The sequence below is a fragment of the Rhizobium sp. L1K21 genome, assembly GCF_024055895.1.
Classification (GTDB): Bacteria; Pseudomonadota; Alphaproteobacteria; order Rhizobiales; family Rhizobiaceae; genus Ensifer_A.
Genome location: NZ_JAMXLE010000002.1, coordinates 502,440 through 514,927, shown reverse-complemented (window position 1 = coordinate 514,927; position 12,488 = coordinate 502,440). Strand labels below are relative to the sequence as shown.

At 58.2% G+C, this 12,488-nt stretch carries 11 protein-coding genes and 1 tRNA gene; 5 read left to right on the top strand and 7 right to left on the bottom strand.

Features of this window, described 5'->3' with window-relative positions; all coding sequences use genetic code 11:
* The first annotated feature begins 22 nt into the window (after positions 1 to 22).
* Positions 23 to 99 (top strand) — tRNA-Met (locus NHF56_RS15015).
* Between the two features lie 275 nt (positions 100 to 374).
* Here the strand turns inward: NHF56_RS15015 and NHF56_RS15010 are convergent.
* From NHF56_RS15010 to NHF56_RS15000, 3 genes are read right to left on the bottom strand one after another with little or no spacing between them, the layout of a single operon-like run.
* On the bottom strand, positions 375 to 2,573 hold the full coding sequence (locus tag NHF56_RS15010; protein ID WP_252805900.1) for a xanthine dehydrogenase family protein molybdopterin-binding subunit: 2,199 nt from the start codon (positions 2,571 to 2,573) through the stop codon (positions 375 to 377).
* Complete coding sequence (locus NHF56_RS15005; RefSeq protein WP_252805898.1) at positions 2,570 to 3,541, bottom strand: xanthine dehydrogenase family protein subunit M; 972 nt, start codon at positions 3,539 to 3,541, stop codon at positions 2,570 to 2,572. Before NHF56_RS15005 ends, NHF56_RS15010 begins: the two co-directional genes overlap by 4 nt.
* Complete coding sequence (locus tag NHF56_RS15000; RefSeq protein WP_373456320.1) at positions 3,538 to 4,062, bottom strand: 2Fe-2S iron-sulfur cluster-binding protein; 525 nt, start codon at positions 4,060 to 4,062, stop codon at positions 3,538 to 3,540. The genes NHF56_RS15005 and NHF56_RS15000 overlap by 4 nt, the downstream gene beginning before the upstream one ends.
* Positions 4,063 to 4,222: 160 nt before the next feature.
* Here NHF56_RS15000 and NHF56_RS14995 point away from each other — a divergent pair, with 160 nt between their 5' ends.
* The 3 genes from NHF56_RS14995 to ligD are packed head-to-tail and all read left to right on the top strand — an operon-like array spanning position 4,223 to position 7,745.
* Positions 4,223 to 4,501 (top strand): hypothetical protein, encoded by a 279-nt coding sequence (locus NHF56_RS14995; protein WP_252805894.1) that lies wholly within the window; start codon positions 4,223 to 4,225, stop codon positions 4,499 to 4,501.
* A gap of 1 nt (position 4,502) precedes the next feature.
* Positions 4,503 to 5,339 carry a Ku protein gene (locus NHF56_RS14990; RefSeq protein ID WP_252805892.1) on the top strand — a complete coding sequence of 279 codons (837 nt, stop codon included), beginning with the start codon at positions 4,503 to 4,505 and terminating at the stop codon, positions 5,337 to 5,339.
* A gap of 3 nt (positions 5,340 to 5,342) precedes the next feature.
* A complete protein-coding gene (ligD, locus tag NHF56_RS14985) occupies positions 5,343 to 7,745 on the top strand; it encodes a DNA ligase D (RefSeq protein WP_252805890.1) in 2,403 nt (800 codons plus the stop codon).
* Here the strand turns inward: ligD and NHF56_RS14980 are convergent, their stop codons facing one another.
* Positions 7,746 to 8,543 (bottom strand): Ku protein, encoded by a 798-nt coding sequence (locus NHF56_RS14980; RefSeq protein WP_252805888.1) that lies wholly within the window; start codon positions 8,541 to 8,543, stop codon positions 7,746 to 7,748.
* Positions 8,544 to 8,818: 275 nt separating this feature from the next.
* Here NHF56_RS14980 and NHF56_RS14975 point away from each other — a divergent pair, with 275 nt between their 5' ends.
* A complete protein-coding gene (locus NHF56_RS14975) occupies positions 8,819 to 9,514 on the top strand; it encodes a FecR domain-containing protein (protein WP_252805886.1) in 696 nt (231 codons plus the stop codon).
* A 17-nt stretch (positions 9,515 to 9,531) separates the two neighbouring features.
* On the opposite strand, the gene NHF56_RS14970 is transcribed toward NHF56_RS14975, so the two are convergent.
* The 3 genes from NHF56_RS14970 to NHF56_RS14960 form a co-directional block, all read right to left on the bottom strand.
* Entirely contained in the window at positions 9,532 to 11,376 is a 1,845-nt protein-coding gene (locus tag NHF56_RS14970) for an adenylate/guanylate cyclase domain-containing protein (protein WP_252805884.1), read from the bottom strand.
* Positions 11,377 to 11,385: 9 nt separating this feature from the next.
* Complete coding sequence (locus NHF56_RS14965) at positions 11,386 to 12,090, bottom strand: Crp/Fnr family transcriptional regulator (RefSeq protein ID WP_252805882.1); 705 nt, start codon at positions 12,088 to 12,090, stop codon at positions 11,386 to 11,388.
* A 194-nt stretch (positions 12,091 to 12,284) separates the two neighbouring features.
* Positions 12,285 to 12,428, bottom strand: a complete 144-nt coding sequence (locus tag NHF56_RS14960) for a hypothetical protein (protein WP_252805880.1) — start codon at positions 12,426 to 12,428, stop codon at positions 12,285 to 12,287.
* Positions 12,429 to 12,488 lie beyond the last annotated feature (60 nt).

Sequence of the window (12,488 nt, the reverse complement as noted above, 5' to 3'; positions counted from 1 at the left end):
AACCACAAATGCTCACATATAACGCGGGGTGGAGCAGCCCGGTAGCTCGTCAGGCTCATAACCTGAAGGCCGCAGGTTCAAATCCTGCCCCCGCAACCATCTTGGCCTGCATAGGACCGCCATTCCCAAAGTTAAGTTTAACACGCCCTCCCGCAACCAACTTAACTTGGTCAACGTCCAGACAAGGGCGTTCACTTTGTTCAGCCTCTTCAATCACTTCCATTCAGGGCCATCCCGTCGCGAAGCCGTTGCACTTTTTCGACGAGGCCTGGGTCAAAACCAACATGGATCCGATCCGGAGATATGGTCTCAAGGGCCGACCCTTACGTGGTTTTCCACCTTACAGTCATTGGCCCAAAATGACCGCTTCTCTGTTATGTTTCCAACCCCGGCAATATCTTGTCGAGGGTGGCGGGATAGTCGCGCACACGCACGCCGGTGGCGTTGTAGATCGCGTTCGTGATGGCAGCGCCGGCTCCGCAGATGCCGAGTTCGCCAAGCCCCTTGGCCTGTAGCGGATTTGCCCAGTCGTCGTGTTCCTCAAGTAGGATAACATCAATCTGCGGGACGTCGGCGTTGACTGGGATGTGATATTCGGCGAAGTCGTGATTGGCGATCTGGCCGTAACGGGGATCGAATTCCAGCGCCTCGGTCAATGCCATGCCAATACCCCACACCATACCGCCCAGACACTGCGAACGGGCTGTCTTTGCGTTGAGAATGCGGCCAGCTGCAAAGGCACCGGTCATGCGCCGGACACGGGTTTCGCCGGTGATTGCACTGACAGCCACCTCGGCGAAATAGGCGCCATAAGTCGCCTGGCGCACCTTCGAAGATGCATCGCCCGGCTCAATGTGTCCGGTTGCTTCCAGTGCAGTGCTAGGCAGGAGTTCGGCAATGATAACCTGACGGTTGCCGACAATTGCCTTTCCATCTTTCAGCGTCAAATCCGGCTCCGCACATCCGGCCGCCGTGGCGAGTTGCAAGCGAAGCTCTTCGCAGGCAAGGAAGACGGCTGTGCCATTGGAGGCTGCTCCAAAGGAGCCACCCGAGCCGGAACCTGGCGGCAAGTCGGTATCGCCAAGGCGAACGGTTACGTTTTCGGGAGCAAGCCCAAGCATATCGCACGCAATCTGGGTGAGAATCGCATAGGTTCCGGTCCCGATATCCGTCTGATCGCTCTCAATCTCAGCCGTGCCGTTCGCATTGAGCCTGACACGCGCTTGCGCTTCCTTCAGCATGTTGACCCGAAAAGCCGAAGCCATGCCCATCCCGATCATCCATTCACCGTCCCGCACTTGCTTTGGGATGGCATTGCGCTTTTCCCAACCGAAGCCCCGCGCTCCGGCATCAAGCGCTTCTGCAAGTTTGTGGGAGGAAAACGGGACCTGCCTTGTCGGGTCTTCTTCCGGTATGTTCCGCTTTCGAAGCTCGACGGGATCGATGCCCGCCTGCTCGGCCAATTCGTCCATGGCGTTCTCCACAATGGTGACACCAACGGCTTCGCCTGGGGCACGCACAGAACCGGCGCAAGTGCGGTTCAACCTTGCGATTTTCTGACCGATGATACGATTTTCGCCGCGATACATGAAGGCGGTGGCCTGCGTGACAGGCTCTGCAAAACGCTCGCCGGGAAGGTTGGAAACCAGGGTTTCATGACCAATGCCTGTCAACCGGCCTTGAGCGTCTGCGGCCAGACGCACCCGCTGGCGCGTTTCGGACCGCCGCATCGTCGTCTCGAACACATGCGGTCGCGTCATTGCGACAGAAACGGGTCGACTCAATTTTTTGGCAGCAAGTGCCGCCGCGACGGCTTCAGGCGCAATCCCGAGCTTCGAGCCAAATCCGCCACCCACATAGGGTGCCAGGATGCGTACATTTTTGGGCTCTATACCGAGGCTGTCGGCCAGTTCGTTGCGGTTGTATTTCAGCATCTGATAGCTGCCACGCAAGGTCAGCTGCTCACCCTCCCATTGGGCAATCGAGGCATGCGGTTCCATAGGCGCACTGGAATGAGAAGGCGTCGTATAGGTTTCGTCCACGCGGTAGACAGCGTTCTTCATGGCGGCGTCCAGATCACCCATTGACGATTGCTTGTCCTCAGGTATTTCCGGCTCGACAGCGAGCGGATCAAGCGCGGCTTCATCCGTCGTTTCGATATGCAGCTGCAAGGCTTGCGCGGCATGGCGCGCCTGTTCGAACGTTTCAGCCACAACCAGCGCGACCGGCTGTCCGAAATAGGCGATCTCATGCACCCCTTGCACAGGTGCCTCGTTGGCCGTGCCCTGGGCGGGATTGCGCAGCATGCGCTCGTCACTGACGATGGCCAACACGCCCGGGAGCGCCATGACAGCATTGGTCGACATGTTCAAAAGTCGGCCTTTGGCCGCAGGTGCGCGCACCAGCACACCATAGCAGAGCGCGTCGGTGGGCTGCTCGGCGGCATAGTGTGCCGCGCCCGTCACCTTCAGGGGGCCGTCTGGACGGTCGAGGGGCGCACCCACGGCACCTTGTACCATGTCATCGAGCCTGCGACGCGTGTCGGCATTGTCCATCTTCATGTGGCGGGTCATCGGGTGGCCTCCTCCAGAACAGCTTTCAGGGTTCTCCGGGCAAGCGGTATCTTGAAGTCGTTGCCGCCGTGGCCTTTCGCAGTCCTCAGCAGCTGATCGGCGGCCGCGTCGAAAAGGGACGTCGACGGTGCGTTGCCAATGAGCAGCTCTTCGACAGCGCCATCACGCCATGGCACCGGTGCAAGGCCGCCAAAAGCAAGATCGGCGCGGGCGATCTTACCATCCACGACCTCAACAACCGCGGCGACAGAGACAAGTGCAAACGCATAAGAGGCTCGGTCGCGGACCTTGCGATAAATCTGCCGTCCCTTGACGGGCGGCGGCAGGCAAACTGCTGTGATCAGGTCACCGGCTTCAAGAACGGTTTCACGCTCGGGTGTGTCGCCGGGCAGAACGTAGAGCGTACCCAAGGGCAGGGATTGCACCGCGCCGCTTTTTTTCCGCACCTCCACTGTCGCACCGAGCGCGCGAAGGGCAACCGCCATGTCGCTCGGGTGCGTTGCAATGCATTTGTCGCTGGTTCCCAGCACTGCGTTGATCCGGTTGACGCCGCCCATGGCGCCGCAGCCCGATCCCGGCTCCCGCTTATTGCAAGGCATGGCGGTGTCATAGAAATAATGGCACCGTGTTCGCTGCAGCAGATTGCCGCCCGTCGTCGCCTTGTTTCGCAGTTGGCCACTTGCACCGGCAAGCAGAGCCCTGGACAGAACTGGCCAGTGCTGGCGAACACGCATGTCGGCGGCGAGGTCGCTATTCGTCACCAGCGTCTCCACTTTCAGCCCACCGTTTTCGGTCTGCTGGATCGAACTGAGGTCCATCCGGTTAATGTCGAAGAGACGATCCGGGGTCATCACTTCGAGTTTCATCAGGTCGAGGAGATTGGTCCCGCCCGCGATGATTGCAGCGCCGGCATCTGCGAACGCTATGTCTGATGGATGAGTCGCACGATCGTAAGCAAAAGGTTTCATTCTTGATCCCTCCATGCAGCATCGCGAATGGCATCGACAATGTTCGGATAGGCGGCGCATCGACAGAGATTGCCGCTCATGCGTTCGCCGATTTCATGTTCGTCCAGCGAAGGCTTAGCTGTCATGTCGGCTGTGACGTGGCTTGGCCATCCCGCTTCGATCTCCTCCAGCATCGCAGTGGCCGAACAGATCTGACCCGGCGTGCAATAGCCGCACTGAAAGCCGTCATGGTTGACAAAGGCGCGCTGCATGGGCGAAAGCGCCTCGGCGCTCCCAAGCCCCTCAATCGTGGTGATCTCGTCGCCATCATGCATGCATGCGAGGGTCAGACAGGCATTGATGCGGCGGCCATTGATCAGCACTGTGCAGGCGCCGCATTGGCCATGGTCGCAGCCCTTTTTGGCTCCCGTCAGGCCAAGATGATGGCGCAGGGCGTCAAGCAGCGAGGTGCGGTTGTCGGCGTCGAGTGTTCGCCGATTTCCGTTGATCAAAAGGTCGGTTTTCATGAAATGTCCCGCGATCCCGTCAGTTGCTGTTGGAAGATTTGCTGGTTTCGGGATCAACTGATCGGCAGACGATAAGTTCCAGAGGTCAGATATCTTCAATGACCAGGGAACGAACGGCCGCGCGCAGCAGAAAGCAGTTCAGGAACAAATTCACCCTCCAATCGCTTATGCAGGCATGAAGAAAGAACTCCAAAGCGAAAGGGATGCGGAAAAGTCTTTCGACGCGCGCGACCGGCTGATTCTGGCTCTTTACGCCCAGTTGAAAGCGGAGCGCGAAACGCGTGGCGCACTCGAAGATGCCATCCGCAATGGTGCGCTCTCCAAGGAGGTGCTGACTGCGATTGCTTCCGATCCGATTCCGGTCATCACCGATGACGATGTCGTCGAGGTCGAGCACTTGCTGGACCGCGGTTCGCCGATTGCCCGGATAGACAGAAACGGGAAGGATAAGTGACGTGGCACGGCGCGCAGTTTGGAAAGGAAGCCTCTCGTTCGGTAAGCTCTCGTTTTCCGTCGGCCTGTACTCAGCCCTGTCTTCGGAAGAAAAGATCTCGTTCCATATCGTCAACCGCAAGACCGGAAATCGTGTCGAGCGTCAATTTGTCGACAGCGAGACCGGCAAGCCGGTTGATCGCGACGAGCAGATCCGTGGCCATGAGACGGAGGATGGTGATTATGTTACCGTTGAACCCGATGCGTTGAAGGCGCTCGCGCCCGAGGGCGACAAGGTAATCTCCGTTCGAAGCTTCATCACCTGCGACGACATCGACAAGCTCTATTTCGACAAGCCCTATTATCTGGCACCGACAGACGAGGAGGCTGAAGACGCCTTCAGACTGTTTGCGCAGGCTCTCGAAAAAGAAAGCTCGGCAGCCTTTGCCGAAGCTGTTCTGTTTCGCCGCAACCGGGCGCTGCTCATCCGGCCGCACGACGACACACTCATTGCCACCACGCTCAACTACGATTACGAGGTGCGCTCTGCCAAACGTGTGTTCGCAAGCTTGAAGGCTGAAGATTATGACGACGAGATGCTGGATCTTGCCGGTCATATCATCGACACGCGAATGGGCACTTTCGATCCAGCAGATTATGAGGACCGCTATAACAGCGCACTTGCCGCTGTCATCCGCGCCAAGCTTGAAGGCAAGCCGCTAAAGCCGGCCAAATTTAAGGAGGCCGATAATGTGACCGACCTGCGCGAGGCTTTGCGGCAAAGCGCCAAGGCGGCGGGTGCCCAGGGAAAAAGTGGCAAGCGGTCTTCCTCAAAATCAAAGCAACGAAAGGCCGGCTGATCCATGGCTCTGGAGACCTATAACAGCAAGCGCCGTTTCGACCGGACAGCCGAACCGCGGGGCGAAAAGGCCAAAGGTAAGGGATCGCTGTTCATCGTGCAGAAGCATCATGCCCGCCGCCTGCATTACGATTTTCGCCTCGAGATGGACGGTGTCCTGAAAAGCTGGGCTGTGACCAAGGGACCCAGCCTCGACCCCGAGGACAAGCGGCTGGCGGTTCACGTGGAGGACCATCCCCTCTCCTATGCGGAATTCGAGGGCGAAATACCGAAGGGAGAATACGGCGCGGGAAAGGTTATTCTCTGGGACAGGGGAGAATGGCGACCCATCGGAGACGCCGCCAAGGGCTACCGAAAGGGCAAACTCGACTTCGAACTGTCCGGCGAGAAGCTGAAAGGTCGCTGGCACCTGGTGCGTATGAAGGGCAAGCCGGAGGAAAAGCGAGAAAACTGGCTCTTGATCAAGGGCGATGATGAAAATGCGGTTCATGACCGTGGCGACCGGATTCTGGAACGCACCGAATCCGTCAAGAAGGACAAAAAGCGCAAAGCCGGATCAGATTTCCCCGTTGGCGCAAAGGTGGCATCAATGCCGGATTTTGTTGACCCTTGCCTCGCTGTCTTGAAAAAACAGCCGCCCAAGGGGGAGAAATGGCTCCATGAGATAAAGTTTGACGGTTATCGCCTGCAGGCGCGATTGGAAGACGGCGTTGTGGCGTTGTTGACCCGCAGCGGGCATGACTGGACGGACAAGTTCGGTTCGGCCCTGAAGAAGGCATTTGCGGCGCTTCCGGCCCGACAACTGATCATCGACGGCGAGGTTGTGGTTGAAGGCACCAGCGGCGCATCCGATTTCTCAGCCCTGCAACAGGATTTGAGCGAAGGGCGAGACGACCGTTTCGTCCTTTACGCTTTCGATCTCCTCTATCTCGATGGTCACGACCTGCGCAACGTTCCACTTCTTGCCCGTAAGGAGAAGCTGCAGGGGCTGTTGAAGGCCGCCAAGCCAACGGTGCGCTACAGCGAACATTTTGATGAAGCCGGCGGCCTTGTGCTGGAACATGCCTGCCGCCTGAGCCTTGAAGGGGTGATCTCAAAGGACGGCAAGAGCAGATATGTCTCCGGGCGCAAAGGCCAGTGGGTGAAATCGAAATGCTCGCATCGACAGGAATTCGTTATCGGTGGTTATGCGCCTTCCTCCACCTCGGATCAGGCGATTGGCTCGCTGGCGCTCGGCATTTTCGAGAACGGTAAACTCCGTCATGTGGGACGGGTCGGCACCGGCTTCACGCGGGCGGCAAGCGAGCGCCTTTTCGACCGCCTGGCACCCTTGTCACGCGAGGAAAACCCGTTCAGCGAAAATTTGTCGGCCAATGCCCGCCGCGACCTTGTCTATGTCGAACCGCAACTCGTCGCCGAGGTGGAATTTCGCGCGTGGTCGGCGGATGGCAACTTGCGGCACGCCTCTTTCCGGGGGCTTCGCGAGGACAAGCCGGCGGAGGCGGTTTGTCGCGAAGATGCCCAGCCCGACCAACCCTCCGCTCCCCAAAGCAATGTCAAGCTCAGCCATCCCGATCGACTTTACTGGCCCGGTGCCGGCGTGACCAAGGAAGGTTTGGCAGATTATTATGCACAGGTCTGGCGCTTCATGGCCCCCTTTGTCATTGACCGACCACTCGCCCTTCTGCGCTGTCCGGAGGGGATTGAAGGGCCGCGGTTTTTCCAGAAGCACACCTGGCGCGGCGCAAACCGGCATATTGACAAGGTGGCCGATCCGAAAGATCGCGGTGGAAAGCCTCTGCTGCGTATCCTGGATTTTGACGGCATGATGGCGCTGGTGCAGTCCGGCGTCTTGGAAATCCATCCTTGGGGCGCAAACACAAAGGCCTGGGAAAAGCCCGACATGATCACCATGGATCTCGATCCCGGCGAGGACGTGCCGTGGAGCGATGTCATTGCAGCCGCCAAGGTGCTGAAACAGCGTTTCGAGGCGCTCGGACTTGTTCCTTTCGTCAAGACCTCCGGCGGCAAGGGCCTGCATGTGGTGGTGCCGTTGAAGCCGAAGGCGAACTGGAGCAGCGTCAAAGCGTTTTCGAAAAAGATGGCGACCGACATGGCGAAAGATGAGCCGGACCTCTATGTCGCGGTTTCGACCAAGGCCAAACGCAACGGCCGCATCTTCATTGATTACTTGCGCAATGGACGGGGAAACACCGCGATCGCGGCTTACTCGACCCGCGCGCGTCCGGGTGCCGCAGTATCGATGCCGCTTGCCTGGGAGGAACTGTCGGCCGATATCGGGCCGGATTATTTCACGGTCGAAAATGCGCCGGCGCGGCTCATGAATCTGCGAAATGATCCGTGGGAGACGTTCTTCTCCTCCGCGCGTCCTCTCCCTACGAAATGATCAGCGCTTCTTGTCGGCGCGAAGGCTTTGGCGTAGCGCCTCGGTAATATTGATGACATTGCCCTGTTTGGCGCTCGGCACCTTCCGAGCCGCCTTTTTTGGCGGCATCTTTTTCGTGTTGTCGCTCAGCAGCTTCTTGATTTTTGCTTGCAACGGATCCTTGACCATCGAGGGCTGCCAGGATCTTGTCTTTTCCAATATCACCCTTTCCAGAGCAGAAAGCGCCTTTCGCTCGGTCTTCGTGTCGCGATCGATCTGCGCCACAGGCTCACGCACGGTGTTCCCATAGCGTAAGGTCCACAAAACAATGCCTTTTCCCTGCGGTTCGAGAAGAACGGCATGCTCATGGCCATGCAGCACAAGCCGTGCAATGCCAACAACCTTCTTCCGCGCCATGGCCTGCAGGATGACGCCATAGGCTTCATGGCTCAGCTCGTCCTCGGGCTTCAGAAAGTGTGGCCGGTCATACCAGATCCAGGCGATCGAGTTTGACGGCACGAATTGTTCGATATTGATCGTGCGCCGACTTTCCAACGCGACCGCATCGAGCTCGTGGTCCTCCAAAAGCACGAAGTCGTCGTCGCTGTCAGGTTTCGGATAGCCGCGCACCTGGTTTTTCTCTGGTACCGGGCGGTGGGTCTCTCTGTCCATGTAACGGCTTTCCACCCGGTTGCCGGTCTCGCGGTTGAGGATGTGAAATCGAATGCGGTTGCCGCTGGTGCGGGCAGGTGTCAGCGACACCTTCGCTGTCACCAACGAAAGCTTCAGGTTACCCTTCCAATAGGTCCTCGACGCCATGCTGTTCTCCTCAACGCAATAGGTCACCACCACCGTTCGACCATCCGCCGTTAACATCCATGGATCAGGCGAACCCGGTCCCCGGCTCACAGAACCACAATAGAAAAGCTCTACGGTGGAGCGGCTGGTGTCTAAACATGTGAGGGGAGAGCTTGTTCCGGAATACGGATGGTTGGACTGTTCCCCGCGGAACATGCCGCGACAATTTTCGGTGACATGATTGCAGTCAAGTAGGCGGTTTGAATATAGTTCCTGCGAAGGGATAAAAGATGCACATGCAAAGTCTTTCAAAGCGGGCGGATAAAAACGCGATTTCACGACGCGCCTTGCTTGGCGGCGTGGTTTCAAGCGCCGTGTTGATGTCGATCCGCTCTTCCGAGGCGAGCGGAGACCTTGGTTTTGTGGTCCAGGTCCGCGGGCTTTTAAGCCGTTCTGCAGGAGACGGCCATCAAAGGCTCGAAAGCGGCAACCCTTTGCTGGACGGTGATCTGGTTTCAACCGGTGAGGAAAGCTCGGCAGAGCTGAAGCTCGGAGGAGACACCAGAATTCTTCTCGGGCCGCAAACCTCTCTGTTCATCGACAGTTTTATCGCCGGCCAGGGCGGTGTGCTCGAACTGGCGAGCGGTCAGATGATTTTTGACCGACCCGAAGGCTTGCCCAAGATCGATGTGTCGGTTCGCACCGCATTCGGCATGATCGGCGTTCGCGGAACGAAATTCTTTGCCGGTCCTAATCGGGGCGCATTCTCGGTATTTGTGGAGCATGGTAAGGTGGAGGTTACAAATGCCGGTGTTTCCCGCAGGCTTCTGAGGGGGCAGGGTCTCGATATCCGTCCACCGGAATCTGCGCCGCGTTCGCTCGGCAAAGAAGCCACCATGGCAGAGCTTTCCAGGCTTGCCGTGCCCTCCATTCCCCAGGATTGGGAACAAAGCCGCATTGCAGAAGCCTATTCCAGCATTGGTCTTGAGTAAGAGTGCGCTGCCTGTGATCAGGGCGCGCCGGTCTCGTCGAGTGCAAAAAGCTGCATGCGACCGAAACCGCGTATGTCGTGTTCGCCGAGCGCACGCAGTTTGAGGCTGCATTCCCGGGCTGCAGAGGGGCCGACACAAATCGATGTACCGAGGAACTTGTTGGCCTCCTGAAGGCGGGCGGCCAGATTGATAGCGTCGCCATGGGCGGTATAGTCCAGCTTGCCACCCGCCCCCACTTCGCCAATCACCGCCAGACCTGTCTCGATACCGATGCGCGTGCGGCCAAATGCATGAGCCGCAAATTGCGGACGCTTGCGCATCTCTTCCGTGAGCCTGCGAATTCTGCCGGCGCACACAACGGCAGCATCGACATGCGCGTCCAAGTCCTCTGGCGCATTGAAAAGCGCATGCACCGCATCGCCCACCACCTTGTCAATCATCCCTCCGCTTGCCGCGATCAGCGCATTCACTTCCGAGAAGTAGGTGTCCAACAGGCCAACCAGCTCTTGCGGTGGCATACGCTTTGCCAAAGACGAAAACCCTTCAATATCGGTAAAGAGCGCGGTCACCTGGCGCTCCTGCGCACTGAGTTCGTCACCCTCCAGATAGCGGCTGACAACCGACTGCGGCAGATACTGACCAAAGCGCTGATGGGCCAGCCGCTCGGTGCGACGCGAATGAGCAAACTGGAAAAAGGTGGTGATGGCAAGCACAAGGCCGAGCGCAATGCTCACCGAGAAACCATCCGTCAGATAGGCCGTCGTCGCATAGATGGCGAGTGATGCGGCCAGTGAAAAAACGATCAGTCCGACACCGAGAGCGGCCAGATAGGCAGGTTGTAGACGCGTCGCAGCGAATGCGAGAAAGACACCTGCAAAGAGGAGGTAAAGCGCTTCGTAACGTGCAAAACGATAATCGCGAAGCGGAACAAAACCGGCAGCAATCGAAATTGCCGCGTCTGCGTGGATTTGTACCGAGGGTTCGAGGGGCATTGTGGCGCTTTCCCGCAAACCGCCGAAAACTGGCGCGCTGCTGCCGATGAAGACAAGCTTTTCTGCCAAACGCTGTGTATCGACAGCATTTTTCATGATGTCTGCGGCACTGACAGTGCGCTTTGCAATCGTCTCCCTGTCGGAGGCGACAAAGCGGATGCCACCGTCTTCCGTCAGGCTGATCGTCTTTTTGCCGAGCTTGAGCCAGAGATCAAGGCCGCCGATGATCGGTGGCGACCCCGCGCCGAGCATGCGCCGTGCAGCCTCAAGGCTGAGTGCGGGATAGGCTGTTCCAGCGGTAATGGAGAATGCCTGAATACGACGCACCCTGGCATCCGCATCGCCAACGAGAAAGGATGCAGCCGCCGCGCTTGCAGAATCCATGAACACCGGACAAGGGGCTTCAACCCCGCTGAGGAACCAGAAATCCGGCACCGCAAGCGGCCTCGCGGTCAATACGGGTGGAGCCGGGCGCGGCTTCCCGTTTTCGCCTCCACCCACCAGAAATCCGAGAATGGAGGGTGCCTTTTCCAGAGCATCTGCAAGCGTGCGGTTTTCAACCATATCCGCACCGCAACGGGAACTGAAAACAAGGTCGAAAACCATCGCGGAAGGCTGTTTTGATGCGATCTGTTCAACGAGCTCGGCTAGGTCGGCCCGGTTCCATTTGTCTGCCTTGAAACCTGCAAGATCGACAACGACAATCGCCTCGGTTGCCGGCTTTGGTCCCAGGCGTGTCAGGCTGTCGAAGAAAAGCTCGCGTTGCGTGTTCATTCCAAATGGCGCCCAGGAGAAAAGCGCAAGCGACAGCAAAATGCTTGCAAGCATTCCCCAATGGTGCGGACGCAGCTTGAAACTGCCCAGTTTCATGCGTCAACCTCAGACGTCATCCGGCTCGGCGAGTTCCAGCAGCCGCTCCGTATTGCAGTCTATAACGCCGTCTTTGCGGCGGATCGCACCTTTTTCCTCCAGGGAAACAATCGACCGGTTGATTTTTGGCCGGCTGGCACCGAGAATTCCAGCGATCTCCGATTGACTGAGGGAGAGCTGAAGATTGGCGCTCTCGGGCAGTTCCTCACCGTGGATCTGCTTGAGCGTGGAGACAAAGAAGCGGGCAACCCGCGCATCAAGGTCGTAAAGCGCGATTGTTTCCAGCTGTTCGGTTGTCTCGCGCAGCCGCGCGCAAAGATAGTGAATGACAGCTTGTGCGGCGACCGGATGTTTTTCCATCAGCCGCTGAAAGTCACGCTTGGCAATGACGTAGCCTTCTGTCGCGGCAACCGCTGTCGCATCCGCAGAGCGCGGAGAACCGTCCAGTATTGCCATCTCGCCGAGAATTGTCCCGGCTTCCAGATGCCGCAGAGAAAGTTCCTTGCCCTGCGCCGTGATGAGGGAAATCTTGATGCGGCCAGAGACGGTCAAAAGCATATAATTGCCTTCATCCCCGCGTTGGAAAATCGTGGTACCCGCGGGCCATAGCCGGTGAACTGCAATCGCCGCCACAGCCTCTATGAGGGCGTTATCGAATTCCTCAAAAATGGGAAAAGAGCGCCAGAAGGCCGGGCTCTTTCTGATCTCCGTCATAGGCTTTCCGGCTTTGCCGCTCCCCGGTGTGACGCAGAAAAGCCGCGTCATCCCAACGTCTTGTCCCCCTGAAAGCTGTCCGCAGAACTGGGTCAACCCGCCCCGCCCTCTGCTGCGCTTCATGGGTTGCGATCATCGCCCAGCGTAAGGCCTGTTTCAACCTAAATATGAAACCAGCGGCGTCTGATGATCTGTCAACGAAATTTGCCCTGCGAAATCACCTCCGTATCGGCCAGAACATAGGTGTGTCTGCCCAAGCTTTCCGGCTGGACGTCAGGTGCAGTCAACAGATAGCCGGCGGCAATCGAGAAGGCGGCCAGAAGAAGATATCGGTGCATTTGAACCCTCGCTTTCAACGGCATTCACAATGCCTGACGCGAGAGAGGTTGCGCTGTTAC

Excerpts from the sequence above, each read along its gene's own strand:
- NHF56_RS15010 (WP_252805900.1), bottom strand. The coding sequence starts at position 2,573 with ATGACCCGCCACATGAAGATGGACAATGCCGACACGCGTCGCAGGCTC.
- NHF56_RS15005 (WP_252805898.1), bottom strand. The coding sequence starts at position 3,541 with ATGAAACCTTTTGCTTACGATCGTGCGACTCATCCATCAGACATAGCG.
- NHF56_RS14995 (WP_252805894.1), top strand. The coding sequence starts at position 4,223 with ATGAAGAAAGAACTCCAAAGCGAAAGGGATGCGGAAAAGTCTTTCGAC.
- ligD (WP_252805890.1), top strand. The coding sequence starts at position 5,343 with ATGGCTCTGGAGACCTATAACAGCAAGCGCCGTTTCGACCGGACAGCC.
- NHF56_RS14980 (WP_252805888.1), bottom strand. The coding sequence starts at position 8,543 with ATGGCGTCGAGGACCTATTGGAAGGGTAACCTGAAGCTTTCGTTGGTG.
- NHF56_RS14975 (WP_252805886.1), top strand. The coding sequence starts at position 8,819 with ATGCAAAGTCTTTCAAAGCGGGCGGATAAAAACGCGATTTCACGACGC.
- NHF56_RS14970 (WP_252805884.1), bottom strand. The coding sequence starts at position 11,376 with ATGAAACTGGGCAGTTTCAAGCTGCGTCCGCACCATTGGGGAATGCTT.
- NHF56_RS14965 (WP_252805882.1), bottom strand. The coding sequence starts at position 12,090 with ATGACGGAGATCAGAAAGAGCCCGGCCTTCTGGCGCTCTTTTCCCATT.
- NHF56_RS14960 (WP_252805880.1), bottom strand. The coding sequence starts at position 12,428 with ATGCACCGATATCTTCTTCTGGCCGCCTTCTCGATTGCCGCCGGCTAT.